Here is a 25,471-nt window from a genome sequence, read left to right as displayed (position 1 = left end):
GATATTGTTGCCGGCTGCGAAACATGAGAGTTTACAACTCCAAGACCGGCCGGGGCCACTAACCGGGCGGCCCCGGCGGGATTCAGGGAGGGTTCAGATGGGTAGGGCTAGATTTACCCTGTGCCCCGCTGGCCCCGCCGCCGCTGCGATAACAGAAACTGGAAACAGACAGGTTCATCAGATCATGAAAATCAGCCAACTGATACGGGCAGCGCTGCTGAGCGCCCTGCTGGCGGGGCTGGCAGGACCGGCGCCGGCAGAGTCGCCCCATGACCGGGGCCCGGAGTCACGCCAGGAAAGCGGCGATGCCGGTCTGGACCGGGCCGTGGCCGAGATCGAACAGCGTACCGGCGGACGGGTGCTGTCGGCCCGGCGGGTCGAGCGCGACGGCCGGTCCGCCTACCGTATCAAGCTGCTGACCCGCGACGGCCATGTACGGGTGATCTGGCAGGACGCCGCCGGGCGATGAAGGCACTGGTGATCGAGGACGAGGCCGCCCTGCGCGAGCAGCTCAGCGCCAGCCTGCGCGAACAGGGCTATGCCGTCGATGCCGCCGGCGACGGCGAAGAGGGTCTGTACCTGGCGCGCGAGTTTCCCGCCGACATCGCCATCATCGATCTGGGCCTGCCGGGCCTGCCCGGCGTGGAGGTCATCCAGCGCCTGCGTGCCGACGGCGCGCGCCTGCCGATCCTGATCCTGACCGCGCGCGGGCGCTGGCAGGACAAGGTCGAGGGCCTGGAGGCCGGCGCCGACGACTACCTGGTCAAACCCTTCGAGACCGAGGAGCTGCTGGCCCGGTTACGTGCCCTGTTGCGGCGCAGCGGCGGCTGGAGCCAGGCGCAACTGCGTTGCGGCCCGGTGGCGCTGGACCCGGCAGCCCAGCAGGTGACGGTCGATGACCGCCCGGTGGAGCTCACGGCCTACGAATACCGTCTGCTGCATTACCTGATGCTTCACGCCGGCAAGGTGATCTCCAAGACCGAGCTGACCGAGCACATCTACGAGCAGGACTTCGACCGCGACAGCAACACCATCGAGGTCTTCATCGGGCGGCTGCGGCGCAAGCTGGATCCGGACGGCACCCTGCAGCCCATCGAGACGGTGCGCGGGCGCGGCTACCGGCTGGCGCTGGCGCGCGAAGCATGAAGCTTCCATCTCCACCATGCTGAACTCGCTCAAGACCCGGCTGGTCCTGGCCGGGCTGCTGATCCTGATCGCCTTTCTCGGCCTGACCGGCCTGGCCCTGGACCAGGCCTTCCAGGCCAGTGCCCGCGAGGGTGTGCGGGCCAAGCTCCAGGCCCAGGTCTACGGCCTGCTCGGGGTGCTGGAACTGGACGCCGACGGCCGGGTGCAGATGCCCGACCAGTACCCCGACCAGCGCCTGCAGCAGCCCGGCTCCGGCAGCTATGCCCAGGTGATCGCACCCGGCACCGACCAGTCAGCTGCACCGGTTTGGTCCTCACGTTCCCTGCTGGGCCGCGAACTGGACTACCGCCATATCCCGCTGGACTCCGGCCAGATCCACTTCGAGCGGATCGCCGCCGGCCGGGACGGTCTGTTCGAGCTGCGCTTCGGCGTGGTGTGGGAATACTCCCCGCGCGAAAGCCGGGATCTGGTGCTGCGGGTGCTGGAGTCGGACGCGGCCTTCCGCGACCAGCTGTGGCAGTTCCGCCGCAGCCTGGTGCTGTGGCTGGGCGTGGCCGGCGCCATCCTGCTGGTGGTGCAGGTGCTGGTGCTGCAGTGGGGGCTGCGTCCGCTGCAGCGCATCTCGGCCGACCTGCGCCGCATCCACGCCGGCGAGACGAGCGCCCTGGGCGGCGTCTATCCCCATGAGCTGAGGCCGCTGACTGATAATCTCAACGACTTCGTTCAGGCCGAGCGTACCCAGCGTCAGCGTTACCGCGATGCCATGGCCGATCTCGCCCACAGCCTCAAGACCCCGCTGGCCGTGATCCGCGGTGCGGTGGCCCAGCCGCAGGCGGCGGATCTGAAGCAGGTGATCGGGGAACAGACCGCGCGCATGCAGGAGATCGTCGACTACCAGCTGCAGCGCGCCGCCATGGCCGGCCGCGGCGGGCTGCGCGAGCCGGTCAATCTGCGCGCCCCGCTGCAGCGGGTGGCGGATTCGCTGGCCAAGGTGCATGCCGACAAGGGACTGGACTTCGGGCTGGAGGTCGACCCGGAGCTGCAGCTGGCCATCGAGTCCGGCGACCTGATGGAACTGCTGGGCAACCTACTGGACAACGCCTGCAAGTGGGCCGCCTCCCGGGTGCGGGTGCAGGCGGCGGTCGACAGCGATGAACTGCGCCTCAGCGTTGAGGACGACGGCCCGGGTATCAGCGCAGCCGATCGGGCCGGGATCCTCCGGCGCGGCGTGCGTGCCGATGAGTCCACTCCCGGCCATGGCATCGGCCTGGCCATGGTGCGCGACATCGTGCAGGCCTACGATGGCCGGCTGGAGATCGATGCCAGCCCGGCGCTGGGCGGGGCGCGGCTGGTGCTGGCGTTTCCCCTGAAAGGCTGAATTCAGCCGCGCCGTGCCGGGTCCATGGCCGGCGCCGGCCCGGTGACATGCAGGCGAGCCGGCTGGCGTGCCAGCTGTTCGTAGAGCCGAAGCAGCTTTGCGGTCATGCGCTCGCTCGACCAGGTGCGGGCATAGTGCCGGCCCTCGTTGCCGAGCAGGGCGCGGAAACCGGCGTTGTCCAGCAGCTGGCCCACCTTGTCGGCGAAATCCTCCACCTCTTCCCGGGCCACGATCGCCCCCCGACCCGCATCCAGGATGTCGTGCGTGCCCATGCGGGCGGTGGAGACTACCGGCACTCCCAGCGCCATCGCTTCCAACAGGACCAGGCCCTGGGTCTCCGTGCGCGAGGCGAAGGTGAAGACGTCAGCGGCGGAATAGCAGTTCCATAGCGCCGGGCCGCGCTCCAGATAGCCGATGAAATGCACGTTATTCTCGATGCCGAGTTCGGCAGTGAGTTGCTGCAGATGCGCCCTGGCCGGACCCTCGCCGGCGATGACCAGGAGTACATCCGGTACACGTGTACTCAATTCCTCGACCACCTCGAGCAGAAACCGGATGTTTTTTTCGTGCGCGACACGGCCGATGTGCATCAGGATCGGACGGTTCTGATCAATATCGTGTTCCGCGCAGAAGCGGCGGCGATCACCGCGCTGGAAGTCTTTCAGCGCCAGCCCTGTGGGGATGATGCTCATGGGACTGCGCACGCCGTAATCCTGCAGGATCCGCTGCATCGCGGTCGAGGGCACGATCAGGCCGTCGACGGCATTGCACTGGCGCCGGGTAAAGGTCCGCGCGACCTGGCGCAGCAGCCGGCGGGGCAGAAAGGGGATGTAATGGAACAGGTATTCCTCGAAATAGGTGTGGTAGGTCTCGACTACCGGAATATCGAGCCTCCGGGCCAGCTTCATGCCCAGGTAATGAGCCACGAAGGGCGTGTGTATATGGATGATGTCGGGACGCCAGGCCGCGATGTCATGTCTCTGGTGCCAGAGTGTGCCGGCGCGCATCATCCTGTCCTCCGGGTCCAGCCAGACCCGGCGGGCGTCGATGCGGATGATGTCCTGTTCCTGCGCGGCTTCGCGTCGTAGCGCGGCGCGATCAGTCTGACCTCGTGACCCAGCGCGCGCAGGCTGCGCATGAAGGTCCTGATCGAGGTCGAGACGCCGTTGACCCTCGGGAAGTAGACGTCGGAGATCATGAGAATGCGCATGCGCTTCGCCCTGGCGTGTGGATGAGGAAGAGGGGCGGGGCAGGTTCAGGCCGCATCGCGGCGGTTGTGTACCAGCCTCGGGATCGGTTCGGCCGCTGTCGCCAGCCGGTCCCAGTAGACGATGCTCAGGCTGCCGTCAGGGTCCTCGACCAGGGCGCTGCAGCTCTCCACCCAGTCGCCGTCGTTGCAATAGAGAATCCCGTCGATGTCGCGAATCTCCGCCTTGTGAATATGGCCGCAGACCACGCCGTCGACGCCGCGCTCGCGGGCGGCCTCGGCCACGGCTTGCTCGAAATCAGCGATGAACTGCACGGCGTTCTTGACCTTGCCCTTGATATAGGCGGACAGCGACCAGTAGGGGTAGCCGAAGCGGCGGCGGAAGTGATTGAACCAGTGATTGATCCAGAGCATGAACTGATAGCCCATGTCGCCCAGCACGGCGATCCACCTGGCGAACTTCACCACGCCGTCGAACTCATCGCCATGCAGGACCAGAAGCTTCCTGTCATCGGCGGTGATATGGACGGCGCTGGATCGGATTTCGATGCCGCCGAAATTCGCCTCCGCGTAATCCCGCGCAAACTCGTCATGATTGCCGGGGATGTAGATCACCCGTGTTTCCTTGCGTGCCTTGCGCAACAGCTTCTGCAGAACATCATTATGGCTCTGCTGCCAGAACCAGGAACGTTTCAGCGACCAGCCGTCGACGATGTCGCCGACCAGATATAGATAGTCGGATTCGTGATGGCGCAGGAAGTCGAGCAGGAATTCGGCCTTGCACCCACGGGTGCCAAGGTGCACATCGGAGATCCAGATGGCCCTGCAGTGTCGGGTCTCACTCATCGGCTTCACCGGCTTTGGGTTTATAGCGTTTTAGCAGCGCTGGATGACAGCCTGATGAAATATCGATTGCGATTTTAAGACATACAATATGGCTGCAATATTCACCCTGTGTAATGGCCCCCCCGTACAGGACATATCAGGTTGATCACCATGCTGAAAGCGTTTGTGCTGGTACTGCTGGGATTGTGCGCGTTGATGTCGCAGGCCGCCGAGACGCTGTTGTATCGACAGCATCAGAGCGGAGAGGATTCGGAGCTGACCTTGAGTTACCGCCAGGAGGGTGAATGGGTATTGATCGCATCCCAGTCGGACACACAGGTCTACTTCAGCCGCTGTAGTGACAGCGGGGATACCCTGCAATGGCAGGTCAGCGGCGAAGGCGTGAATCTGGAGGCGCGGCGCCAGGACGAGACCGTGGTGGTGAGCGGTACCGGCCGGGGCGGGACGATCGACTACCACTTCGCCCTGGACGGGCTGCCCTGGTATCAGGCGCTGTCTTTTGCCCTGGGCCAATGGCTGCTGCGCGCTGACGAGAGTGATGACACGCTGGAATTCTGGATGCTACGGCCGGATAATTATCGCCCGGTGCGGCTGCAGGCGTTGCGGCGTGAGCCGAGTATGCTGACGGTTGGTGCGGGGCTGCGGCAGGCACGTCGGGTGGAAGTCCGACCCACGGGATGGCGCGGCAGTCTATGGTCGGCAAGCTATTGGTTCGAGACGGACACCGGCCGCTTCCTGCGCTATGAGTCGGGCGCACTGGTGCCGGGGATGGCGCAGACGCGGATCGAACTCAGTACGATGTCACCCTGAGGGATGACTCAGGAGCCGATCTCCATCAGTTCGTCCAGCCGGCCCTCCATGTGCAGTTCGGTCAGGTCGGCGAAGCCGCCGATCCATTCCCCGTCGAGGGTGAACTGGGGTACCATGCGGGCCCCTTGGGTGAGGCGACTGAACTCGCGCAGGGCGGCCGGGTCGCCGTCGATGCGGATTTCATTGTAGGCGATGCGCCATTTCTGCAGCAACGCCTTGGACTTGTCGCAGATCGGGCAGTGCCCGGTGCTGTATACTGTCAGTCTTGCCATGCTCGTCCCCGGATCCTTACCCCACAAGTCTCCGCAGGGTGCGCACTATGTCGACCACCACAGTCCAGACCCGACCCGCCGTCATGACCGTTGCCGAGCTCGGCGGGGATACCCTGCCCGGGCTGCTGGAGCGCTATGGCCTGGCATTGGTCGCGGTGGCGGCGGAGGCTGAGATCCCCGGCAGCTTCTGGGGCGAATCCGAGGCCGGACTGATCGGCGCGCGGTTGTATGTGCGCCCCGACACCCCGGTGCACTCGGCCCTGCACGAGGCCTGTCACTATGTCTGCATGGACGCGCCGCGGCGCGGCGGCCTGCACACCGACGCCGGCGGCGACTATGCCGAGGAGGATGCGGTATGCTACCTGCAGGTGCTGCTGGCCGACCACCTGCCCGGCGTGGGCCGTGGCCGGTTGCTGGCCGACATGGATGCCTGGGGCTATAGTTTCCGCCTCGGCTCGGCCCGGCTCTGGTTCGAGAGCGACGCCGAGGACGCCCTGGCCTGGCTGCAGCGCGAGGGGGTGGTGGGTGCGCGCGGCGAACCCACCTGGAAACTGCGGGATGCCGATCTTTGAAATCTGGCTTCCGTAGCCTCATCTTTGGCAATTCGACAACTTTCAAACCGAAGCTCCGTCATTGCGAGTACCCAAAGGGCATAAACGCAGCGTGGCAATCTCATAATGCAGTCTCAGCCGGTTGGAGATTGCCGCGGCGCGAAGCGCCTCGCAATGACGATAACTGAACAGGAGCAAACCATGTCCGATGCCCCGAAAGGCCTGATGGATTTCGTCAGGGACGCCAAATCCCGCATCAGGGAGGTCGACGGTGACCAGCTCGAGTCGATGAAGCAGGAGCGCCCCGACCTGATGATCCTGGACGTGCGCGAATCCAGTGAGCACGAATCGGCCCACATCGAGGGCGCCATGCTGATCCCCCGCGGCATCCTGGAGGCCGCGGCCGATCCGCAGTACCCCAAGCGGGCGGAACCGCTGGTCAATGCCCGCGACAAGCCCGTGGTGGTGTACTGCGCCTCCGGCGGGCGTTCGGCCATGGCGGCCGACACCCTGCAGAAGATGGGCTTCAAGGAGGTCTACAGCCTGGCCGGCGGCATCGAGCAGTGGGACAAGGACAACCGACACCTGGTGCGCGAGGCGCGCTACGTCTGAGTCCTGCCCGCGGGTTGAATTTATTTAAAATCATATTGTTACTAAGTACGCCTTGCTTGCGTGTGCCCATCCCAACCCGACGACGGCCCCGGGCCGCGGCGGGTTGAGTTTTTTCCCGCCCCGCCGACACAACTCCTGTAGTCATGTAACAGCGGATTTTTCCATGGCTTTGTGGAACCTCAAAGGCAGGACCATCCTGGTGGTGGATGATTTTCCCGAGATGCGCTCAATGCTGCGCAGCATGCTGGCCATGTACGGGGCCGATACCATCGAGCAGGCGCGCAACGGGGAGGAAGCCATCGAGCGGATGCAGGCGCGTCGCTTCGAGATCGTGCTGTGCGATTACAATCTGGGCGAGGGCAAGGATGGCCAGCAGGTCCTGGAGGAAGCCAAGCATCGTGACCTGCTGCCCTATGACACCACTTTCGTCATGGTCACTGCCGAGAACACGTCCGAAATGGTCATGGGGGCGCTGGAGTATCAGCCCGACGCCTACCTGTCCAAGCCGGTGACCAAGACGGTGCTGCAGGCGCGGCTGAAGAAGCTGCTGGACAAGAAGGTCCTGCTGACGCCGGTGGCCAGGGCACTGGCACAGCAGGACTACAACAGGGTCATCAGGCTGTGCGACGAGCTCATCGACCAGGGCAGCAAGTTCCGCTACGAACTGCTCAAGCTCAAGACCGACATGCTGCTCAACATCGGCGAATTCGACCAGGCCGAGACGCTGGTCGGCGAGATACTGATGACCGCGAACTGCCCTGGGCCCGGATGGGGCTGGGCCGGGTCCAGTTCCACCGTCAGGACTATGCTGCCGCGATCGCCACCTTCGACACCGTGATCGAACAACAGCGCAATTTCGTCGCCGCCTATGACTGGCGCGCCCGGGCACTGGAGCGCAAGGGCGATCCGGCAGCGGCCCAGGACAGTCTGCAGGCGGCGGTGGCGGTCTCGCCCAAATCCGTGCAGCGCCAGCGGGCGCTGGCCGACATCGCCGACTTCAACCCAGACTATGACACCACCGAGAAGGCCAGGCGTCAGGCCCTGCGGGTCGGGCGCGCCTCGGTGCTGCGCCAGCCCACGGACTTCAGCGGCCTGGCGCGGGTGCTGGTCAAACAGGGTAACGCCAAGGAGGCGGCCAGGATCGTCGATCAATTGCGCCACGAATGCCGGAATGATCCGCGGGCCGGCCTGGTCGCGGCCGTGGCCGAAAGCGGGGTACACCAGGCCCTGGGCAGGCCCGAGCAGGCACAGGCGGTGCTGGAGGACGCGCTGGAACTGGTCCGCAACCAGCCCGAGCTGCTCGATGAGGCGGCCGGCAATGAGCTGATTCAGACCTGCCTGGCACAGGGGTGCACCGACCAGGCCCACGAGATGGCCCGTGCCCTGGTCAAGAACCACCATGATGACGAGGGCGTGCTCAGCCGCCTGTCACGGGTCTACGAGGAGGCCGGGCTGGCCGAGGCCGGTGCGGACCTGATCAGTACTGCCCGCAAGGAGGTCGTTGACCTCAATAACGAGGGCGTGGCCCTGGTCAATGCCGGGAAGATCGAGGAATCCATCGACTTCTTCACCAATGCCGTGAAGGTGATGCCCAACAATGCCGTGTTCAATCTCAACGCGGCGCACTCCCTGGTCCTGTATATGAAGCACAGCGGTCCCAGCAGGGAACACCTGAGTCGGGCGCTGGACTATATCCGGGCCGCCGAGCGTGACGAAATCCACCGTGACTGGCGCAACAATCTCAAGCGTGCCTGCCGCAGCATGGCGGGTGCCATGCAGAACGGCTGATACGAGGAGCCTGTATGTCCACCGAGCCGGAGCCTTATGACTTCTCGCTGATCCTGGCCAACTCCGTCCATGACATGAAGAATTCCGTCGGGATGCTGATTGGCGCGCTGGATGAGCTCGGCGCGGGCGAGACCGCGGCCAGCGATCCCGCCGTGCGCGACATGAGCAAGCTGCGCTACGAGGCCAAGCGGCTGAACTCCAACCTGATCCAGCTGCTCTCCCTGTACCGGATCAATGAGCTGGGCTATGCGCTCAATCTCATGGAGAACGATGTCGAGGAGGTGGTCGAGGAGTGCTTCCGTGGAAAACAAGAGGCCTTCATGCAGCTGCAGGGCGTGGATTCGAGAATGGACTTGGACCCGGATCTGGTTCTTGTTCTTTGACGCGAGCTGGTTCAGCAAGCCGTGCTCAACAGCGTGATCAACAAGCCATCGTTACCACCCGCGGACCCGCATCCGCATCGGTGCCAGGGGACCGTCGACGGCCGGTTTGGCCCTGTTACTTGGAGGACAAGGACGGGCTATCCGAGGTCCATTGCAGGTCAACTCCGCCCCACGATTTGGTCCAGGACGCATCGATTTCCGCAAGCGGCTCCACCGGGGCGGGTCTTGTATTTCACGCCCACCTCGCCCGCAGCACCGGCACAAAGGACCTTGGGGCTACATTCGAACTGGCCAACACGGTTCGACGGCGGGGGCGGTTTTACCCATGTATCTGCCGTGACCTAAGGGGGCAGGGGTCATGGGTAGGGTCGAGCGGGGGAATCTGGGCTAATGCCGATCCCGACCTGCACCTGGACCTGTCACCCTGACTCTGACCCCAAAACCCGGATGGCACTTCATCATAAGCTGGTTTCAGTCTATCCGTCATTCCCGCGAAGGCGGGAATCCAGTGCCTGGCAGTGCAGGCAAACCCTCGCGATCCCCGCTTGCGGGGATGGTCGTGGCTTTAAATCATACCATTCCCCTGACCTGTGAAAACCATGACTGACTTCATCCCCCTCAACATCGCTGTACTCACCGTCTCCGACACCCGCACCGAGGCCGACGACACCTCCGGGCGCACCCTGGCCGAGCGGCTGGAGGCGGCCGGCCACCGGCTGGCGGCGAAGGCCATCGAGCCGGACGACATCTACCGCATCCGCGCCCGGGTCTCGGGCTGGATTCGCCGCTCCGGACACTCATGCCGTTGATCAGCAAGGCTGGCCGGCACCGGCGTGACCGTGCGCGACGCACGCCGGAGGCGATCAGGTGCTGCTGGACAAGGAGATCGAGGGTTTCGGTGAGATCTTCCGCATGCTCTCGTATGACGAGATCGGTACGTCCACCCTGCAGTCGCGCGCGCTTGCCGGGGTGGCCAACGCCACCTACGTCTTCTGCCTCCCGGCTCCAGCGGCGCCTGCCGCACCGGCTGGGACAAGCTGATCCAGCAGCAGCTGGATATCCGCACCCGGCCCTGTAACCTGGCCCAGCTTATCCCGCGTCTCCGCGAGAGTAAGCGGCTCCCAGCTGCCGTCGAAATCCTGCAGGTCGACTTCCTGCAGGCGGCGGTTCACATAGAGCCGGTCCAGCGTGTCGTCGGGCAGTTCGACCGGCTCGCCCCCGCGGTCGAGATAGCGCCAGTGGCCGTGGCGGACTCAGCTCGACAACAGGGTCACCAGATGTCGTCGAAGCGGATCGGTATATTCTGTTGCCAGAGACGAAGTCATTGAGTCTTTCAAGGGATCTGCTGCGGCCTGTTACTCGTTCGTCGGCCAGCGCGGCCAGGGCGACCGGTCCATTTAGGTGGGTTGGTTTCATCAGGACATGATTGGGGATTTGCGGCTGGAGGGTTTGACCAAGTATATTCGCCCCACAGCGGTTGGGGATTCTTTTAGCGGCGGTTAAATAGTTGCAGGCGATCTTAACCATAAGAATATTCTCGTTGAAGAGGCAAAGGAAAGCGGATTTATAGCAATTGAGTGCCGTTTTTGTCTTCCCGTCCGTGAATACGTATAAGCTTATGAAAAGGCCTGCGCACCCTGGGAATGCCGAGGCTCACAAATATCCAAGCCGAGAAAGCTTACGCAAACTGCCGAGAAGATCCGGGCTGCGGACTGGATGCTGTTACAAGGATACTGGCAGTTAAACAGCTGATTTATGCCCTGGGTCGCACGCATCTTACAAAACCCGGCCCCCTATAACCTGGGTCATACAAGATCGAGATGAGAGGGCGCTGCGAGCGGTGGACGCAAAATGTGAACGAGACCTGCGATCGGCGCCTCCACCCCGGCGAAGCTGGAAGAGGCGCTGGCTACACTGAGCCTGCCGCTGGTGGCCAAGGAGGTGCGCTCGGCCCGCGGTGAGGGCGTGTTCCTGATCGACAGCCGGACCGCCCTGCAGGAGTACGCCCGGCGTAACGAGGTGTTGTACCTGCAGGAATACCTGCCCATTGAGCGTGATCTGCGCATCGTCCACGTCGGCGACCGGGTGGTCAGCGCTTACTGGCGCCGGGCCGCGCCCGGGGTATTCCACACCAATATCGCCCGCGGCGGAACAGTCAGCTTCGACGGGGTGCCGGAGGCGGCCGTCGCCCTGGTCGAGCGCGTCGCTCGCCGGCTCGGTATCGATCACGCCGGCTTCGATGTCGCCGAGGTGCAGGGCCGGTTCTATATCCTGGAGTTCAATCCCCTGTTCGGGCTGGAGGCACTCAACCGCCAGGGCATCCGTATCGCGCCGCTGATCGACGATTATCTCTCACGTGTCGATGGTGGTCCCGCCGACCGTGATCCGGACACGCCGCTGGCGGCGTGACAATCGGGCGGATTCGGTCATGTCTCCGAGCTGTAGAGCAGCTTGTACAGTGACTGCACCACCTGCTCATGGCGCGCTTCGTTGAGTTCCACGTCCTCGGCCATGTAGCGGTTGTAGCTCTTGGTCATTTCCGCCAGCCGGGTGAAGCGCAGCAGACGCAGCCGCTCTCCGTCGTTGAGCAGCATCAGGCTGCCGACATGGAACAGCCCGGCGGGAACGATATAGCTGCGGCTGTCGTCCTCGGACGTGAGTACGATACAGCGCTGGTACTGGGTGTGGGCGCCGTGACCCTCGATGCCGCGCACCGCCACGGCCCGGGTGGTCCCGGGGATCAGGCGGGCGCCCAGCTGGAGTGACAGGTCGGGCCGGGTTCGCATCCAGCGGATCACCGCCAGGCACCAGCGGTCCGTGTCCTTGCATTCCTGCACCGCCAGCAGCGAGCCCACATTGATGTTGATATGCACATCCGCCGGGCAGGTGAAGCCGAAGCCGCTGTCGCTCTCATCCAGCGTATCCAGCTGCGCCACGCTCTGGGTGATGCGCTGTTCCAGCGCGGTCTCGATCTCGGTTTTGGCGCGGCTGGAGGCGACATTGGCGCGTTTCCAGACATCGTCGTCGCGGGCGGTGTAGTCGAAGCCGTAGCTGCGCGGCTTGATCACGCCTTCCGCCAGCTTGCGACGCACATCGGACTCGCGCCAGCTTTCCTGCTCCATCGGTACCAGCGACAGGCCGCTGGTGCCCTGCATGCGGTCGCCGTGCATGTGGATCTCGAAGGACTCCGGGTCGAACTCGACCCGGCCCGAGAGGTAATGATGGGCCGGTGTGAGTCCTGCCACCACCAGTGCCTGGCTGCAGCGTTCGGCACGCGCCTCGTTGCGGGTCGGGCGCCGGCTCCAGGCGTTGCGCAGCCGTCGCAGCAGATCGCGCTCCTGGTGTTCGCGGTAGCTCAGGTCCTTGCGCTGGGTCAGCGTCCTGACCTTGTCGGCGGTGATGCGTTCCAGTTCGCGGATGTCCAGCAGGCGGGTGGCCGCGCGCTCGCCGGGACGGGCGGCCACACCGTGGCGGGGCGGGGCGTCGCTGTCCAGGTCGATGAAATAGCGCTCGGCCGTGAGTTCCTCCAGCGGTGTGTCGAACTCCTCGCCGTGGCGCAGGTGCACAGCGCCGGCCCACTTGCGCAGCCGGACATAGACATCGTGGATCTCGTTCTGGAACAGATGGAAGGGGTTGCACAGGGCCGCAACCACGATCTGGGTGTAGGCGATGCCCACCGACCAGTCCGACATGTGTTCGACCCGTTCGGTGGCCAGGTCGTGGCCCTCGGCGAAGCGATACAGCTGATGGATTTCCCGCCACACGCCGGGCGGGGCATCGCGGTAGATGGCAAAGGCGATCAGCACCCGGCGCGAGAGCTGTTCGGTGGCATGCAGCAGGCTTTCGTGCAGGATGATGCGCGTCTCACCGTCGAGCTGACCGGGATCGCGCGCCAGTTGCATGGCCAGCAGCTTGTAACCGTTGGCCATGGCCTCCAGCAGCGCCTGGGCCTGTTCGTAGATGGCGATCTTCTGCGGTTTGAGTGGAAAGTTGACCTGGCCGCACTGGGTGCAGAAACGCTCGATCAGGTGGCCAGCTTCACTGGCGAAGGCGGCCATCACGACATGGCGCGCGGGGGCCTCGAGCACGGTCTGGTTGATGCGTTTGAGCCGGCCGACGACCGCCTCGGCGAATTCGGCCTGGTTGAGCTTGGGCAGGCCGTCCAGCCAGCGCTGGATCACGGCAGGGGCGTCGTCCGCGTCGGCCTGATGAATCAGGGGAGGGATGCTGAGGTCGAGCTGTGTCATCGCGTCCCAGGAGTCTCCCGCTCAGGATGGTGGAGGGGACGGCTCGCCGCCGGCCCCGGTTTCATCCTCCTCGACCTCCACCCGGGGGTCAAGTTCCAGGACCGCGGGCGAGGTGCGGGCCATGGCGACGAACTCGCCCTGCTCCTCAGTCGGGATGATCGCCCCCACGCGCCGGCGGCGGGCGGAATACAGGGCCAGAATGACCAGCAGGATGGCGAAATACAGCATCAGGCCTTGGCTGCCCGACCATTCGATGGCCACACCGGCCAGGATAGGGCCGATGCTGGAGCCGATGCCGCTGAGCAGCAGCAGGCTGCGGCTGGACTCGAGCATCTGGCTGGCGTCCAGGTGGTCGTTGGTGTGGGCCACCGACAGCGAGTAGACCGAGAAGGCGCAGCCGCCCAGGGCTACCGACAGGATCAGGGCGTACCTGAGTTCGATGGCGGCCAGGAAAAACACGGCCAGGGCCGCGGCCGCGCCGAGCAGGCTGACATTCTGCAGTACCAGCCGGCGGTCGTGGTTGTCGGACAGATGGCCGATGGGCCACTGCAGCAGGGCGCCGCCGAAGATCACCGCGCTCATGAACAGGGCGATGCCGAAATCGGTCAGACCCACGCCGGTGGCATAGATCGGCCCCAGGCCCCAGAAGGCGCCGCTGACCAGCCCGGAGATCAGGGCCCCGATCACGCCCAGCGGCGAGGTGCGATACAGTTGGCGCAGGCCCAGGCTGGGCACGCTGACCGCGGCCGGCTGGAGCATGCGGGTCAGCGCGATCGGCACCAGGGCGAGCGAGAAGAACAACGCGCTCAGGGCCAGGGGTTCGGTACCGTCGAAGCCGTAGATCAACAGCATGTACTGGCCCGAGCCCAGAGCCAGGAGGTTGATGGTCATGTAGATGGCGAACAGCCGGCCGCGATTCTCGTTGGTGGCCAGATTGTTCAGCCAGGACTCGATGGCCAGGTACATGCCCAGCATGCTGATGCCGGTGAGGATGCGCAGCAGCCACCAGACGATCGGGTCGACCCACAGAGCGTGCAGAATGACCGAGGCGCAGCCGATGGCGGCGAAGGCCGAGAAGCTGCGGATGTGCCCGACATTGTGCTGGATGCGCGGGCAGATGTAGGAGCCGATTACGTAACCCAGGAAGAAGCCCGACATGATGATGCCGGTCAGGTCGTTGGACAGGAACTCGGCGCTGGCGCGCAGGGCCACCACGGTGCCGAGCAGGCCGGAGCCGAGCAGCAGCAGGGCGACCGCCGTAAGTAGCGAGTAGATGGAGTAGAAGGTTCTCAGCATGGCGGCCCGGCCAGTTGATAGCGCGTGAGCATAGCAATGACGCTGCGGTGAGGGAAGCGATCAGATCGACGGTCGGCGTCAGGGTTTGAGCGCCGGTTCCTGCACCAGCACCCAGGGCGCGGTGACCACCGCCCACAGCTCCGGATCGCGCTCGCGCCAGTCACGGGCGGTGTCGGTGTCCAGATGATTGAGAGCGCCGCCTTCCAGCCACGCCTCGACCGCCGCCCTGTCGTCGTTGGCGAAGGCCACGGCGACCGCGACCAGGTCCAGTTCCCGGGCCACCCGGATGACCACGCCGCGGGCGAAGTGACGTTCCAGCTCCGCCCAGCGGATGCGGGCGGTTTCCTGGTTGAGTGACTCCGGCGTGTGTGGCGGGTGTGACTGATCCATTCCTGCTACCGCTGTTCGCGTTGCTCCGCACAGGCCAGGCACAGGGTGATGGCCGGGTCGAAGTTCAGACGGCCGGCACCGATCGGATCGCCGCAGTCCAGGCAGTCGCCATAGTCGCCGCTGTCGATGCGCTTCAGCGCGGCCTGGATGCGGCGGTATTCGTCCTGCGCCCGGGCCTCGCCCGCGTGCGCCATGGCCTGGGCCTGCATGGCGTCCATGCGTGACAGCCGGCCGGTGCGGCTCTGGTCAAGCTCCACGGTCCGGCCGGCCTGGCGCCGGGTCTCGGCCATCGCCTCCAGCTCGCGGGCACGATCCAGCAGGCGCTGGCGCAGGGCCTCGATGTCGATGTCGTCGCGCATGGATACTAACGTTCTCATTAATAAATGATAACGCAGGCCGGAACAACCCGATACGGTACTACCTCAGTCCGGCTCAGCGTGGACCACGACGCGGTTGCGGCCGCCTTCCTTGGCCCGGTACAGGGCCTGGTCGGCCTGTTCCAGCCAGGCCTGATGGCTGGCCAGTCCGGGGGTGAGTTCGGCCACGCCCAGGCTGATGGTGTGGTCGATCGCCTTGCCCTCGTATTCCACCGTCAGCGCCTCGATCTTCTTGCGCAGCCGCTCGGCCACGTAGCGGGCGCTGGCGGCATCGGTGTCGGTAAGGATGACGACGAATTCCTCGCCGCCGTAGCGCCCGGCGATGTCGGTGGTGCGGACGGTGTTGAGCAGGGTGGCGGCGGTCACCCGGATGACCTCATCCCCGGCCTGATGGCCGTGGGTGTCGTTGACCGGCTTGAAGTGGTCGATGTCGAACATGATCAGGGAGCAGGCTGCCTTGCTGCGCTGGAAGCGGGCGAACTCCTGCTGCAGGCATTCCTCCCAGTAGCCGCGGTTGTTCAGGCCGGTGAGCCGGTCGGTGCGTGAGAGTTGGGCGAGCTGATCGTTGGCGCTCTCCAGCTCCAGTTTGCCCAGGGCGGTGTCGGTGACGTCGTAGATGATCACGCCCACGTGACGGATCCGGCCGTCGGCCGAGCCGACCGGGATCAGGGTGACGTTCTGGTACATGTGCTCGGCCGGTGAGCTGATGGGGCGATAGGTACGGAATTTCAGCAGATAGGGGCGCTGCTCCCAGGTGGTGAAGGAACGGGTATTGAGTTCGAACACCATGTCCAGCTTGCGCTTGAACCAGGCCTCGGGGATCTCGCCGAACAGGCTGAACAGGTTGTGGCCCATCACATGCGCGGGCGTCAGGCCGCTGTGGTTCTCCATGAAGCTGTTCCACATCTGTACCCGGTAATCGCGATCCAGCACCACCAGGCCGACATCGATGGTCTGCAGCATGTCCATCAGCCAGTGGATTTCCTTGATGTCGATCTTGCTTTCCATGCTCAGGCGTATTTCAGGTAGGCGATGCGTTCGTTGAGCAGCGCGAGCGATTCGCCGCTGATGAACAGGATCAGGTCGCAGTGGATGTCGCGGTCCTCGATGGCGTAGTCCAGTTCGATGACCAGTATCTGCTCGTTGCTGTCCTGCCGGGCGCGCAGCAGTTCCTCCCAGGAGGTGTGGCGGCCGAGTACGGTGGGATGGCTCTGGCTGAAGTCGATGTCCAGCTGTTCGGCGATGCCGTTGAGGCAGGCGCCGATCAGGATGCCGGCCGTGTCCATGATCAGCTCGGTCTCGGCGCTGGCGTCGAGTGCGCCTTCATAGTGCATCAGCTCGGCCAGCTGGGCGAAGCTGGACTCGGTGAAACTCAGCAGCGCCTCGCCGCCGATGCCGGCGCCGATGAAGCCCTGGCTGACCACGAAGACGGCCTCGCTGAGACTGGCCTGGGCCAGGGCCTGCTGCAGGGCGTTGCGTTCGACCAGCTGGAGTTGCGGCACCGGCAGCTTGACGAATACCCCCAGGCTGCGGGCCAGCAGATCGGCGGCCCGGCCCATGGCGATGTTGACGATCTCCTGGTGCACGTCCAGTGCCTCGACGGCGATGTCGATCTCGCGCGGGGTCTGGTGGGCGGCGTCGAAGCGGATGCCGAACTTGTTCAGAATGGCCTCGACCTTGTCGACGTCGATGGGTTTCCTGATATAGTCCATCGCCCCGAGTGCCAGCACCCGGTCGCGGGCCTCGGGCTGGACATCGCCGGAGACCACGATGACCATCGCGGGCAGATCGCGGTGGCGGATTTCGGCCAGGGTTTCGTAACCGTCGAGCACCGGCATGTTCAGATCCAGGAACAGGACATCGCCCTTGCCGGCGGCGATCGCCTCCAGGGCCTCCTGACCGTTGGTGGCGAAGCTGATCTCGACATCCCAGCCCGGCGGCAGGGCGCGCGCCATCTGCTTGCGGGCGAAGCTGGAGTCGTCACAGATCAGAACGGGTGTCGGCATCGGTTGTGTCTGGCTATACCGGCGCGATACGCGGTAGTTGTTATGTACGATGTGCGGCCATTATCCGGGTGCATCGGCCGCTTTGCCATAGCCGGGCAGGCTCAGTCGCCGCCGCCGGCCATGCCGTCAAACAACCGGCGGGCATTCTCCAGCTGCAGCTTCCGGGCCAGCTCCGGTTCCAGCCGTCCCAGCCAGTCCCGGTGGAAACCGATGAAACGGCCATATTCCTCCCAGCCGGTATCGGTGCGGTCCCAGCCGTCCATGGCATCGACCGGCCAGACCGGATCCGAGCCGACCATGAAGCGTGCCGGAAAGCGCCGGATCAGGCTTTCCCATTCCGGCAGCAGGGCGCCGTCGTCAGCGGTGATCGGGTGGCGCACGAACCGCCAGGGGTCGCGGGCCGACAGCTCCGCCCAGACATTGGGGCAGGCGGCAAGCACCTCAGCGACGGCTTCAGGCGCGAGGATGGCGCCGGCGTGGGCCCACAGGATGCGGGTCTGCGGATGGGCCCGGCACAGCTCCAGCAGATAGGTGTTGCGGCTGAATTCGGTGTGCAGCATTACCGGCACCTCGAACTCCGCGCCCAGTTCCAGCAGGGTGCGGATCACCGGGGTGTCCCAGCGCGGGGAGAAGCCGCCGATCAGGTGCAGCTCGCCGATACCCCGGTAGTCTCCGCCGGCCAGGGCCTCCCGGGCGCGTTGCGGGACCTCTTCGTCGAAGGCCCAGCGCGACCACTCGCCGCTGTCGCGGTAGGGACTCCAGATGGGGATGACGCGCTGCGGGGCCAGCCGCTGCAGTTCCAGCGCCAGTTCCGGCGGGGTGCCGATCACCACGGCCAGTTCGACGCGGTGGTCGGCAAGGATATCCACTGCCTGCTGCGCGGAGGTCGCATCCTTCTGGCTCCACTTGTAATGGATATGGACATCGGCCAGCGGCCGGAGCTCGGCGGCAAAGGTGTTGCCGCCAGGCAACAACAATGACAGGAAGAGGGCAAGGTGCCGGAAAGGCGCCATCGTATGCGGCTTCATGATCCCGTCAGTTGATTCTGTGCCGACGCCAGCAACTGCAGCTTGGCATGGCGCGGCAGCCGTTTGATGGCAACTTCCCGGCGGCTGGCGGTGGCCCGGGAATGGCCGGCCTCGAGGTAGACCACCGCCTCGGGTGTGCGGCCGCGGAAATAGCGTGCGCCGCGGCGGCTCGCATGCTGCCTGAAGCGGCGTTCCACGTCAGTGGTGATGCCGGTGTACAGGCTGCCGCAGCTGCAGCGGATGATGTAGACCTGCCAGTTCGTGCCCGTGTTTGCCATGACGCAGAAATATACCCCCGGATTGACGTATGACAAAATCCGGCGAAATACCGCCTCCGAATGCCGCCGCAGGATTGACAGTCGGGGCTCAGGGTCTAGCCTTTCAGTAAGTGAACCCTGTCATATTTTCAGGCGCTATACCATGCCTGGATGCGCCAGGGCCGGAACCGGATGGCGGCTCAGCTGTCTCCGGGAATGCATACCGCAAACAAATAATGAGGAGACGCAGATGTTTCGTAACATGTTTGGCGATACCCCTCGCCTCAGTCGTGTCGGGGCCGGCCTGATAACCGGCCTGTCCCTGCTGGCCGTTCCGGCCGCGCAGGCGGACGAGCCCTCGGGCTATGTCACCGATAGTCCCGGCACTATCGTTCGCACAGATTTCGGCGAATGCGTGCACACCTCCAGCTGGAAGGAAGGCATGGCCATCATGGAATGCGAGCCGAAACTGGCCGAGGCGAACCGGCCCGAACCCGAGACCGAAGTGGCGGCCATGGAGCCCGAGCCCGAACCCGAGCCCGTGCTGCGTCGCATCAGTCTGAGTTCGGATACCTATTTCGAGTTTGACAAGGCGGAACTGACACAGGAGGGCAAGGACAAGCTGGGTGATATCGCCCGGACCCTCAAGCAGTCCCGCGATCCCAGCATCCGTATTGTCGGCCATACCGACCAGATCGGTTCCGAGGAGTACAACCTGAAACTCTCGCGGGAACGCGCACAGGTTGTGGAGCGGTACCTGCTGGAGCAGGGTGTACCCGCCCAGGCGCTGGAGGTACAGGCCATGGGCGAGGCCAACCCGGTGAAGCAGTGCGAAGGGATGCGCGGACAGGCACTGATCGACTGCCTGGGCCCCAACCGGCGTACCGACATCGAATTCTCCGCCTTCGAGGTGGTGGAGGATCCGGCGAGGTAGAACCGGACCGACCGTGCCGATGCTGTATCGCGCACGGTGGACAGATGACGCCACCCTTGTTTGACGAGGGTGGCGTTTTTTGTTTCCCGGCTTTCTTCCGCCGCCGGCATGGATTACTGTGTCGGCAAACCGGGCAGAAAAGGGATAACCAGATGCAGCAGGAGCCGACCTTTCGCGAGAGTGTCAATCTGATGGTCGATCGCGCGATCAGCGCTGTCGGTCTGGACGAGGGCACGGCCAACGCCATCAAGGCCTGTAACGAGGTGCTGCAGGTACAGTTTCCGGTCAAGATCCGCGGCAAGATCGAGGTCTTCACCGGCTGGCGCGCCACGCACAGCACCCACCGCCTGCCGGCCAAGGGCGGTATCCGTTACGCCTCCTATGCCGACCAGGACGAGGTCGAGGCCCTGGCCGCGTTGATGACCTACAAGTGCGCCATCGTGGACGTGCCCTTCGGCGGCTCCAAGGGGGCGCTCAACATCGATCCGAACCTGTATGAGCGCGAGGAGCTGGAGCTGATCACACGCCGCTTCGCCCTGGAGCTGGTGCGCAAGGGTTTTCTCAACCCCTCTACCAACGTGCCCGCGCCCGACATAGGTACCGGCCAGCGCGAGATGGCCTGGATGGCCGATACCTACAAGCAGCTGCATCCCGAGGACATCAACTACACCGCCTGTGTCACCGGCAAGCCGGTCCATCACGGTGGTATCCGTGGCCGGGTCGAGGCCACCGGGCGCGGCGTGCAGTACGCGCTGCGTGAATTCTTCCGCCATTCAAAGGATGTCAGGCGCGCCGGGCTGGACAGCGGCCTGGACGGCCAGCGCGTTGTCATCCAGGGGCTGGGCAATGTCGGTTATCACGCTGCCAAGTTTCTGTCCGAGGATGACGGCGTTCTGATCACGGCCATCATCGAGCGCGACGGCGCCCTGATCAACGACGCCGGCCTGAACGTGGAGGAGGTCTATCAGCACATCATCCAGCACCACGGCATCAGGAACTTCCCGGGCGGTACCTACGAGGAAAATGGCGATGCGGTGCTGGAGAAGGAATGCGACATCCTGATCCCGGCAGCGATGGAGGGCCAGATCACCCTGGACAACGCCGAACGGATCCAGGCCCGGTTGATCGTGGAGGCGGCCAACGGCCCGGTCACCTACGGCGCCGACGAGGTGCTCAACAAGCGCGGCGTGGTCATCGTTCCCGACGCCTTCGCCAATGCCGGCGGCGTGATCGTGTCCTATTTCGAATGGATCCGGAACATCTCCCATATCCGCTTCGGGCGTATGCAGCGCCGCCATGACGAGGTGCGCGGCCACCAGATGGCGGCCTTCCTGGAGGAGATGACCGGGGCCAGTATCACCGATGAGATGCGCACCCGGATCGCCCACGGTGCCGACGAGGTGGACCTGGTGCGTTCCGGCCTGGACGACAGCATGCGCATGGGGTATCAGGAGATCAGCGAGGCCCTGCGCGAGAGCGAGACCATCAACGACCTGCGCACGGCTGCCTATGCCGTGTCCATCCGCAAGATCGCGCGCTCCTATCTGGATGTGGGGTTATTCTGAGTGAGGAGGCGCAGGATGGGTGAAGCGCAGCGCAACCCATCGCGTCATCGCGGAGCGATTGAATGATGGGTTACGGCACAGGTGCCTTCACCCATCCTGCAGTTACGGGTCACCCGCCTGCGGGTTGTCCTGCCGCGGCAGTTCGAGAATGACATGTTTGCCCAGCGCCCTGCGCATCTCGTCGATGCTGGGCGTCTCCGCCCGGGACGGGTGATCGAAGGCCCCGCCGCAGATCAGGGCGCGCACCTCCGGCCGGTTCTCGGCGTGCAGCCGCATGTGCCAGGCCTGCATGATATCGCCCACGTCCGAGCCGAACAGGCCGATGCCGATGCCGATCCCGAACCGAGTCGCCACCCGTACTTCGCCCGCCTCAACCACTTCATGACTGCGCCGGCTCACGCCGGTGATGACGAATTCACCCGCGCGCACCGTCTGCGTGGTGTCGCTGACCGTGTTGATCTCCAGCTGGCAGTGTGGTGCGAAATGATTCACGCCGCCCCCGGTGATCCGGCCGTCCTGGAAATACGCCCGTGCAGAGCGCGCCGGAATGGTGATCGCCTCGGGCAGGATCACCCGCGTGCCCACCGGCGGTGCATACCAGGGGCTGGCGGTTCCGCGCGGGGTTTGCGTGGCGCAGCCCGACAGACCCGTTGCCACAGTGACAACAACGCAGAGGACGCAGAGACGCAGAGACGCAAAGGCGAGTAAGGCAGAACTTTCTGCGCCTTTGCGTTTCTGCGTCCTCTGCGTTGACATCGCCACTGCCTGGAAGGATTACCGGATAGACTCGATGCTGTGGCGCCGCTCCAGTACCTGCGGCGTGATCAGCGCATAGCCCTGCTGCTGCCAGTGGGCCAGCTCCGTGATCGCCGACGGGGTCACGACGATGAAGTCCTGGAAATCCTCGAGGCGATAGCCGTAGTCCTCCGCCGCCAGGCCGCAGACCCGGAATTCAACGCCCAGCTGGGCGTAGTAGCGCATGCGGTCGACCGCGTCCTGATATTTTTTCTCGTTGTGCGCGGCGACGGTGACGATTTCGGTGCCGTGAATAATAACCTTGATGTCCATGAACTCCGGTGCCTGGCCGTAGGGCTCCTCGGTCAGGGGGTTCATGTAGGAGCGCAGCCAGTAGAGCGCGCTGTTGATCTTGGCCGGTTCGTCGAAATAGAAGTCGAATATGACCCTGGCCTCACCATAGGGGGTTTGCTCGAAGCGGGCGCCGGCGGTGTCGGTCTCCGCCGGCGCCCCCGGCAGCCAGAGCAGCAGGACGAGGGCGGACAGGATACGCAGCAGGGGCATGGCGGGCCTCCGTGAACGGGGTGTGCTTCAGGCAAGCATAGTTCCCGCCGGCGTCCAGGCAATAAAAAACCCCGCCGGTTGGCGGGGTTTGGCTTGCGCCCGGGATGGTAAGGGTTCAGCCCTGGGCCACCACGTTGGCAGCCTGCAGGCCCTTGGGACCCTGTTCCACGTCGAAGCTCACGGCCTGGCCTTCGGCCAGGGTCTTGAAGCCGCTGCCCTGAATCGCGGAGAAGTGCACGAACACGTCATCGCTGCCGTCAGCCGGCGAGATGAAGCCGTAACCCTTGGACTCGTTGAACCACTTAACAGTACCAGTACTCATGTAGATTACCTCAGTAAATCATGTTTCAAGATTGTGAATCTAATTGCAGTCGGGAAAGGCAAGGTGCAGGAGTAACCAAAGGGTGCTTCTGATGACCTAACGAACGTGCAACTAAATCTTTCTGCGGTCGCGGGAGCGGTTTTCGTCTCGCCTGCACGCGCCACATGACGAAGTATACACGATTATAAAAAAATGCAAGCAGAATTTTCTCAGCCGCGCGCGGTGCTGGAATCGGGGTCCGGCGCGGCGTGACGCGGCCAGGCGCTGGCATCGATGGTATCGCGATAGGCGTGCCAGGTGGCGTGTCCCAGCAGCGGCAGCAGTACCACGAAGCCCAGCAGGGCGGTGGCAAAACCCGCCAGCACAGAGGTGAAAATGATCAGCGCCCAGACCAGCAGCGCGGTCTTGTTGCGCAGCACCGCGTTGGCGCTGGTGATTACGGCGGTGATGGCGTCGACCCGCCGGTCCATGATCATGGGCAGGGAGAAGGCGCTGGCGGTGAAGACCACGGCGGCGAACACGGCGCCCACCGCGCTGCCGACGAGCAGGAAGCCCGCCAGTTCGCGCAGGCCATAGTCGGCCTCGACCGGAAAGAAGATATGCACCATGGTGGCCGCGCGCGCCCAGATCAGAAAGATCACCAGCAGCACCATGGAGAAGATCAGCAGGTCCTTGAGGTGGCGCCCGCCTTCGCGCAGGCAGTGGCCGGGTACCGGCCGCTGGCCGGCCTCGATCTGGCAGCTGAAGGAGTACAGCCCGATGGCCAGCACCGGACCGATGAACAGGAAGCCGGTGGCCAGCCCGAGATACAGGCCCAGGGTGCCGAAGCGCCAGCTCAGGGCCGCGATCAGTGCGCTGAGCAGGGTCATGACCACCCCGTAGCCCAGGCTCAGGGCCGGGGCCCGGCGCATGTCCTCCAGCCCTGCGCGCAGCCAGCACAGCGGCGCGGTGGGCTCCAGCGTACGCGCCGGGGCGGCAAAGGGCAGGGCGTCGCTGTCTGCGCTGTCCTCGCGCTCGTCCATGGAGGTCTCGCCCTCAGATGAATTCTGGTTGTAATCAAGGCAGGAATATCAGCATAAGAATCGGACGCAAGGGCGAGAAATTCAAGCGGCGGCCAGGAGGACAGTGTCACGAATTTTTACAGTTTCTGCAGGGCAGATATTTTTTCCCTAGTAATAACAATCAAATGCAGCTCTTGCACGATTCGTGCATAGGTCTGTCATCACGCAAGACGCTGCCGGATTCCCAGGGCTCCGGCACCAATACCAATAAAGGAGAAACAGAGATGAAACTGATAAAAACACTCGCGCTGGCGGCTACCGGACTGCTGGTCTCCGTGCAGGCACAGGCCGTTGCCGTGGACCTGAGCGGCTGGACCGCGGAAGGCGGCAGCTCCAGCTGGAATGTCCAGGCCGGCAACGACTCGGTACTGCAGACCGTCAATGGTGCGCCCACGGTCTTTTTCGACCCCACCGCCACCAGCAGCCAGAATACGGCCCTGAGCGGCAACATCCGGGTCGGCTCCGACGGCGATGATGATTTCATCGGCTTCGTGCTGGGCTACAACAGCGGCGAGATCTTCTCCTCCAGCGCCGATTTCTACCTCATCGACTGGAAACAGGGCGATCAGTCTGGCTGGGGCCAGGGGTTGGCCATCTCCCATGTCACCAATGGCTCCAATGGCAACACCACCGGCACTGGCGGTTCCTACTGGCAGCACACAGCAGGCGAGGTGAGCCTGATCACACGGGCGAACAGCCTGGGCAACACGGGCTATGCCGACCTGGTCGACTATGCTTTCAACATCATCTTCACCAGCAACCTGATCGAGGTGAGCGTCAATGGCACCACCGAGCTGAGCATCACCCCGGCGGATGTTTCCGGCGTGTCCAGCTTCACGGACGGCAGCTTCGGGTTCTACAACTATTCGCAGGCCCAGGTGCTCTACAGTGCCATCCGCTCAACTGACTGCTCGCAGACCCCCGATGCCCCCGAATGCCAGACAGGTACCATCCCTGAACCAACGACCGTGGCACTGCTGGCCATCGGCCTGATCGGCATGGGCGCGGCCGGCAGGCGCAAGCTGGTGCGATAATCGGCAGCGGTTGCCCCTCAAGCCAGGCCCCGTTCCGCAGGAACGGGGTTTTTTATGCCGGCAATCCCCGGTGGAACATATAAAGAAGCCCGCCGGGATACGGCGGGCTTCTGTGACTGGCCGTCGATTCCGACCCTGCATCAGCTATGTGGAGCCCCGCCACGGGACCGGTTTCCCACTCAGGGACAGGCGCTTCACAGAGCGGTATTGAGCGATTGCACGCGACCGGAAATACCGGTTATAGCTGCGCAAGGCCAGCAGGCTGATCAGTCCGATCAGCAACAGCCTCTGCACCGGCGGCGCTTCAGTCGCTGCCTGATGGCTGGTACCGGCCGTCGCCGGTACCTGATAGCACTGACACTCGGCCTGCAGGCCGGCGCCGGACAGTCCTGCCTTCAGTGCAAGTGACGCTCCGAGTACGAGCACGAGCGCCCCGCACAGACGTGTCAGCCGGGTTACTGGACGAAGTTTCTTTGTTCTCATCATCTCCCCACCTCCTCATGACCATCACTCTGTCTCGTCATTTTTTTGTCTATCAATTTCCACCTTACATACCGGAATCCGGAAAAATATCGGCAATACCGGCGGTCATGCGTAGGACATCAGGCAGTATCGGGGTCGGGCGGAAGCAGGGGCACTGATTGGGGTATGCCTGACAGCGG

28 protein-coding genes and 1 pseudogene are annotated in these 25,471 nt (G+C 64.3%); 14 read left to right on the top strand and 15 right to left on the bottom strand.

Annotation, left to right across the window (positions count from 1 at the left end; all coding sequences use genetic code 11):
- Positions 1-184: 184 nt before the first annotated feature.
- The 3 genes from D6C00_RS07475 to D6C00_RS07465 are packed head-to-tail and all read left to right on the top strand — an operon-like array spanning position 185 to position 2,524.
- Positions 185-469: a PepSY domain-containing protein gene (locus tag D6C00_RS07475; RefSeq protein ID WP_125181143.1), complete on the top strand. Its 285-nt coding sequence runs from the start codon at positions 185-187 to the stop codon at positions 467-469.
- Positions 466-1,146, top strand: coding sequence for a response regulator transcription factor (locus D6C00_RS07470; protein ID WP_125181142.1), 681 nt, complete (start codon positions 466-468; stop codon positions 1,144-1,146). The genes D6C00_RS07475 and D6C00_RS07470 overlap by 4 nt, the downstream gene beginning before the upstream one ends.
- 16 nt (positions 1,147-1,162) lie before the next feature.
- The gene (locus D6C00_RS07465) at positions 1,163-2,524 is read left to right on the top strand and encodes an ATP-binding protein (protein ID WP_125181141.1); all 1,362 of its coding nucleotides are present in this window, start codon (positions 1,163-1,165) and stop codon (positions 2,522-2,524) included.
- 2 nt (positions 2,525-2,526) lie between these two features.
- Here D6C00_RS07465 and D6C00_RS07460 read toward each other — a convergent pair whose 3' ends face one another.
- Together D6C00_RS07460 and D6C00_RS07455 are read right to left on the bottom strand one after the other, a co-directional pair.
- On the bottom strand, positions 2,527-3,777 hold the full coding sequence (locus D6C00_RS07460; RefSeq protein WP_399361221.1) for a glycosyltransferase: 1,251 nt from the start codon (positions 3,775-3,777) through the stop codon (positions 2,527-2,529).
- A 2-nt stretch (positions 3,778-3,779) separates the two neighbouring features.
- Positions 3,780-4,577 carry a UDP-2,3-diacylglucosamine diphosphatase gene (locus D6C00_RS07455; protein WP_125181140.1) on the bottom strand — a complete coding sequence of 266 codons (798 nt, stop codon included), beginning with the start codon at positions 4,575-4,577 and terminating at the stop codon, positions 3,780-3,782.
- A 150-nt stretch (positions 4,578-4,727) separates the two neighbouring features.
- On the opposite strand from D6C00_RS07455, the gene D6C00_RS07450 reads away from it, so the two are divergent.
- Positions 4,728-5,387 carry a hypothetical protein gene (locus tag D6C00_RS07450; RefSeq protein WP_125181139.1) on the top strand — a complete coding sequence of 220 codons (660 nt, stop codon included), beginning with the start codon at positions 4,728-4,730 and terminating at the stop codon, positions 5,385-5,387.
- Positions 5,388-5,395: 8 nt separating this feature from the next.
- Here the strand turns inward: D6C00_RS07450 and D6C00_RS07445 are convergent, their stop codons facing one another.
- The gene (locus D6C00_RS07445; RefSeq protein WP_125181138.1) at positions 5,396-5,659 is read right to left on the bottom strand and encodes a glutaredoxin domain-containing protein; all 264 of its coding nucleotides are present in this window, start codon (positions 5,657-5,659) and stop codon (positions 5,396-5,398) included.
- Between the two features lie 47 nt (positions 5,660-5,706).
- Between D6C00_RS07445 and D6C00_RS07440 the strand changes: the two genes are divergently transcribed.
- The 7 genes and pseudogenes from D6C00_RS07440 (at position 5,707) to D6C00_RS07410 (ending at position 11,402) form a co-directional block, all read left to right on the top strand.
- A complete protein-coding gene (locus D6C00_RS07440; protein ID WP_125181137.1) occupies positions 5,707-6,231 on the top strand; it encodes a hypothetical protein in 525 nt (174 codons plus the stop codon).
- Positions 6,232-6,411: 180 nt separating this feature from the next.
- Positions 6,412-6,822: a rhodanese-like domain-containing protein gene (locus tag D6C00_RS07435; protein WP_125181136.1), complete on the top strand. Its 411-nt coding sequence runs from the start codon at positions 6,412-6,414 to the stop codon at positions 6,820-6,822.
- A 163-nt stretch (positions 6,823-6,985) separates the two neighbouring features.
- Positions 6,986-7,660 carry a response regulator gene (locus D6C00_RS07430; protein ID WP_125181135.1) on the top strand — a complete coding sequence of 225 codons (675 nt, stop codon included), beginning with the start codon at positions 6,986-6,988 and terminating at the stop codon, positions 7,658-7,660.
- Positions 7,591-8,610, top strand: a complete 1,020-nt coding sequence (locus tag D6C00_RS07425; RefSeq protein WP_158675349.1) for a tetratricopeptide repeat protein — start codon at positions 7,591-7,593, stop codon at positions 8,608-8,610. Before D6C00_RS07430 ends, D6C00_RS07425 begins: the two co-directional genes overlap by 70 nt.
- A 14-nt stretch (positions 8,611-8,624) precedes the next feature.
- Positions 8,625-8,993 (top strand): hypothetical protein, encoded by a 369-nt coding sequence (locus tag D6C00_RS07420; RefSeq protein ID WP_125181133.1) that lies wholly within the window; start codon positions 8,625-8,627, stop codon positions 8,991-8,993.
- Positions 8,994-9,592: 599 nt separating this feature from the next.
- Positions 9,593-10,102 (top strand): annotated as a pseudogene (gene moaB, locus D6C00_RS07415) (molybdenum cofactor biosynthesis protein B); the annotation flags it as partial.
- 820 nt (positions 10,103-10,922) lie between these two features.
- Positions 10,923-11,402 carry an ATP-grasp domain-containing protein gene (locus tag D6C00_RS07410; protein ID WP_158675348.1) on the top strand — a complete coding sequence of 160 codons (480 nt, stop codon included), beginning with the start codon at positions 10,923-10,925 and terminating at the stop codon, positions 11,400-11,402.
- Positions 11,403-11,419: 17 nt separating this feature from the next.
- Here D6C00_RS07410 and D6C00_RS07405 read toward each other — a convergent pair whose 3' ends face one another.
- The 8 genes from D6C00_RS07405 to D6C00_RS07370 all read right to left on the bottom strand — a co-directional run bounded on the left by D6C00_RS07405 (position 11,420) and on the right by D6C00_RS07370 (position 18,615).
- The gene (locus D6C00_RS07405; protein ID WP_125181131.1) at positions 11,420-13,240 is read right to left on the bottom strand and encodes a hypothetical protein; all 1,821 of its coding nucleotides are present in this window, start codon (positions 13,238-13,240) and stop codon (positions 11,420-11,422) included.
- A 21-nt stretch (positions 13,241-13,261) separates the two neighbouring features.
- On the bottom strand, positions 13,262-14,536 hold the full coding sequence (locus D6C00_RS07400; RefSeq protein ID WP_125181130.1) for an MFS transporter: 1,275 nt from the start codon (positions 14,534-14,536) through the stop codon (positions 13,262-13,264).
- A gap of 78 nt (positions 14,537-14,614) precedes the next feature.
- Positions 14,615-14,926: a DUF2288 domain-containing protein gene (locus tag D6C00_RS07395; RefSeq protein WP_125181129.1), complete on the bottom strand. Its 312-nt coding sequence runs from the start codon at positions 14,924-14,926 to the stop codon at positions 14,615-14,617.
- Between the two features lie 5 nt (positions 14,927-14,931).
- Entirely contained in the window at positions 14,932-15,303 is a 372-nt protein-coding gene (locus D6C00_RS07390; RefSeq protein WP_241546822.1) for a TraR/DksA family transcriptional regulator, read from the bottom strand.
- A 45-nt stretch (positions 15,304-15,348) separates the two neighbouring features.
- Positions 15,349-16,311 carry a sensor domain-containing diguanylate cyclase gene (locus D6C00_RS07385; RefSeq protein WP_125181128.1) on the bottom strand — a complete coding sequence of 321 codons (963 nt, stop codon included), beginning with the start codon at positions 16,309-16,311 and terminating at the stop codon, positions 15,349-15,351.
- Between the two features lie 2 nt (positions 16,312-16,313).
- Complete coding sequence (locus tag D6C00_RS07380) at positions 16,314-17,309, bottom strand: response regulator (protein ID WP_125181127.1); 996 nt, start codon at positions 17,307-17,309, stop codon at positions 16,314-16,316.
- A 101-nt stretch (positions 17,310-17,410) separates the two neighbouring features.
- Positions 17,411-18,337, bottom strand: a complete 927-nt coding sequence (locus D6C00_RS07375) for an amidohydrolase family protein (protein ID WP_125181126.1) — start codon at positions 18,335-18,337, stop codon at positions 17,411-17,413.
- Entirely contained in the window at positions 18,334-18,615 is a 282-nt protein-coding gene (locus D6C00_RS07370) for a GIY-YIG nuclease family protein (RefSeq protein ID WP_125181125.1), read from the bottom strand. Before D6C00_RS07370 ends, D6C00_RS07375 begins: the two co-directional genes overlap by 4 nt.
- 229 nt (positions 18,616-18,844) lie before the next feature.
- Here D6C00_RS07370 and D6C00_RS07365 point away from each other — a divergent pair, with 229 nt between their 5' ends.
- Together D6C00_RS07365 and D6C00_RS07360 are read left to right on the top strand one after the other, a co-directional pair.
- Positions 18,845-19,528, top strand: coding sequence for an OmpA family protein (locus D6C00_RS07365; RefSeq protein WP_158675347.1), 684 nt, complete (start codon positions 18,845-18,847; stop codon positions 19,526-19,528).
- A 152-nt stretch (positions 19,529-19,680) separates the two neighbouring features.
- Positions 19,681-21,093: a Glu/Leu/Phe/Val family dehydrogenase gene (locus tag D6C00_RS07360; protein ID WP_170165446.1), complete on the top strand. Its 1,413-nt coding sequence runs from the start codon at positions 19,681-19,683 to the stop codon at positions 21,091-21,093.
- Between the two features lie 102 nt (positions 21,094-21,195).
- Here the strand turns inward: D6C00_RS07360 and D6C00_RS07355 are convergent, their stop codons facing one another.
- The 4 genes from D6C00_RS07355 to D6C00_RS07340 all read right to left on the bottom strand — a co-directional run bounded on the left by D6C00_RS07355 (position 21,196) and on the right by D6C00_RS07340 (position 23,736).
- Positions 21,196-21,750, bottom strand: coding sequence for a hypothetical protein (locus tag D6C00_RS07355; RefSeq protein WP_125181123.1), 555 nt, complete (start codon positions 21,748-21,750; stop codon positions 21,196-21,198).
- Between the two features lie 117 nt (positions 21,751-21,867).
- Entirely contained in the window at positions 21,868-22,392 is a 525-nt protein-coding gene (locus D6C00_RS07350) for a DsrE family protein (protein ID WP_125181122.1), read from the bottom strand.
- 115 nt (positions 22,393-22,507) lie between these two features.
- Positions 22,508-22,714: a transcription antiterminator/RNA stability regulator CspE gene (gene cspE, locus D6C00_RS07345; protein ID WP_096364248.1), complete on the bottom strand. Its 207-nt coding sequence runs from the start codon at positions 22,712-22,714 to the stop codon at positions 22,508-22,510.
- 209 nt (positions 22,715-22,923) lie between these two features.
- The gene (locus D6C00_RS07340; RefSeq protein WP_125181121.1) at positions 22,924-23,736 is read right to left on the bottom strand and encodes a DUF2189 domain-containing protein; all 813 of its coding nucleotides are present in this window, start codon (positions 23,734-23,736) and stop codon (positions 22,924-22,926) included.
- Positions 23,737-23,999: 263 nt separating this feature from the next.
- Here D6C00_RS07340 and D6C00_RS07335 point away from each other — a divergent pair, with 263 nt between their 5' ends.
- Entirely contained in the window at positions 24,000-24,809 is an 810-nt protein-coding gene (locus D6C00_RS07335) for a PEP-CTERM sorting domain-containing protein (RefSeq protein ID WP_158675346.1), read from the top strand.
- Positions 24,810-25,471 lie beyond the last annotated feature (662 nt).

It is taken from the genome of Thiohalobacter thiocyanaticus, assembly GCF_003932505.1.
In the GTDB taxonomy this organism is placed as follows: Bacteria; Pseudomonadota; Gammaproteobacteria; order Thiohalobacterales; family Thiohalobacteraceae; genus Thiohalobacter; species Thiohalobacter thiocyanaticus.
Note: the sequence above shows the minus strand (reverse complement) of the source record. Positions and strands in the feature narration are given on the sequence as shown.

Excerpts from the sequence above, each read along its gene's own strand:
- D6C00_RS07380 (WP_125181127.1), bottom strand. The coding sequence starts at position 17,309 with ATGCCGACACCCGTTCTGATCTGTGACGACTCCAGCTTCGCCCGCAAG.
- D6C00_RS07435 (WP_125181136.1), top strand. The coding sequence starts at position 6,412 with ATGTCCGATGCCCCGAAAGGCCTGATGGATTTCGTCAGGGACGCCAAA.
- D6C00_RS07405 (WP_125181131.1), bottom strand. The coding sequence starts at position 13,240 with ATGACACAGCTCGACCTCAGCATCCCTCCCCTGATTCATCAGGCCGAC.
- D6C00_RS07385 (WP_125181128.1), bottom strand. The coding sequence starts at position 16,311 with ATGGAAAGCAAGATCGACATCAAGGAAATCCACTGGCTGATGGACATG.
- D6C00_RS07465 (WP_125181141.1), top strand. The coding sequence starts at position 1,163 with ATGCTGAACTCGCTCAAGACCCGGCTGGTCCTGGCCGGGCTGCTGATC.
- D6C00_RS07445 (WP_125181138.1), bottom strand. The coding sequence starts at position 5,659 with ATGGCAAGACTGACAGTATACAGCACCGGGCACTGCCCGATCTGCGAC.
- D6C00_RS07375 (WP_125181126.1), bottom strand. The coding sequence starts at position 18,337 with ATGAAGCCGCATACGATGGCGCCTTTCCGGCACCTTGCCCTCTTCCTG.
- D6C00_RS07365 (WP_158675347.1), top strand. The coding sequence starts at position 18,845 with ATGTTTCGTAACATGTTTGGCGATACCCCTCGCCTCAGTCGTGTCGGG.
- D6C00_RS07450 (WP_125181139.1), top strand. The coding sequence starts at position 4,728 with ATGCTGAAAGCGTTTGTGCTGGTACTGCTGGGATTGTGCGCGTTGATG.
- D6C00_RS07340 (WP_125181121.1), bottom strand. The coding sequence starts at position 23,736 with ATGGACGAGCGCGAGGACAGCGCAGACAGCGACGCCCTGCCCTTTGCC.
- D6C00_RS07370 (WP_125181125.1), bottom strand. The coding sequence starts at position 18,615 with ATGGCAAACACGGGCACGAACTGGCAGGTCTACATCATCCGCTGCAGC.
- D6C00_RS07455 (WP_125181140.1), bottom strand. The coding sequence starts at position 4,577 with ATGAGTGAGACCCGACACTGCAGGGCCATCTGGATCTCCGATGTGCAC.
- cspE (WP_096364248.1), bottom strand. The coding sequence starts at position 22,714 with ATGAGTACTGGTACTGTTAAGTGGTTCAACGAGTCCAAGGGTTACGGC.
- D6C00_RS07420 (WP_125181133.1), top strand. The coding sequence starts at position 8,625 with ATGTCCACCGAGCCGGAGCCTTATGACTTCTCGCTGATCCTGGCCAAC.
- D6C00_RS07475 (WP_125181143.1), top strand. The coding sequence starts at position 185 with ATGAAAATCAGCCAACTGATACGGGCAGCGCTGCTGAGCGCCCTGCTG.
- D6C00_RS07360 (WP_170165446.1), top strand. The coding sequence starts at position 19,681 with ATGCAGCAGGAGCCGACCTTTCGCGAGAGTGTCAATCTGATGGTCGAT.
- D6C00_RS07430 (WP_125181135.1), top strand. The coding sequence starts at position 6,986 with ATGGCTTTGTGGAACCTCAAAGGCAGGACCATCCTGGTGGTGGATGAT.
- D6C00_RS07395 (WP_125181129.1), bottom strand. The coding sequence starts at position 14,926 with ATGGATCAGTCACACCCGCCACACACGCCGGAGTCACTCAACCAGGAA.
- D6C00_RS07350 (WP_125181122.1), bottom strand. The coding sequence starts at position 22,392 with ATGCCCCTGCTGCGTATCCTGTCCGCCCTCGTCCTGCTGCTCTGGCTG.
- D6C00_RS07470 (WP_125181142.1), top strand. The coding sequence starts at position 466 with ATGAAGGCACTGGTGATCGAGGACGAGGCCGCCCTGCGCGAGCAGCTC.
- D6C00_RS07440 (WP_125181137.1), top strand. The coding sequence starts at position 5,707 with ATGTCGACCACCACAGTCCAGACCCGACCCGCCGTCATGACCGTTGCC.
- D6C00_RS07400 (WP_125181130.1), bottom strand. The coding sequence starts at position 14,536 with ATGCTGAGAACCTTCTACTCCATCTACTCGCTACTTACGGCGGTCGCC.
- D6C00_RS07425 (WP_158675349.1), top strand. The coding sequence starts at position 7,591 with ATGGGGCTGGGCCGGGTCCAGTTCCACCGTCAGGACTATGCTGCCGCG.
- D6C00_RS07390 (WP_241546822.1), bottom strand. The coding sequence starts at position 15,303 with ATGAGAACGTTAGTATCCATGCGCGACGACATCGACATCGAGGCCCTG.
- D6C00_RS07335 (WP_158675346.1), top strand. The coding sequence starts at position 24,000 with ATGAAACTGATAAAAACACTCGCGCTGGCGGCTACCGGACTGCTGGTC.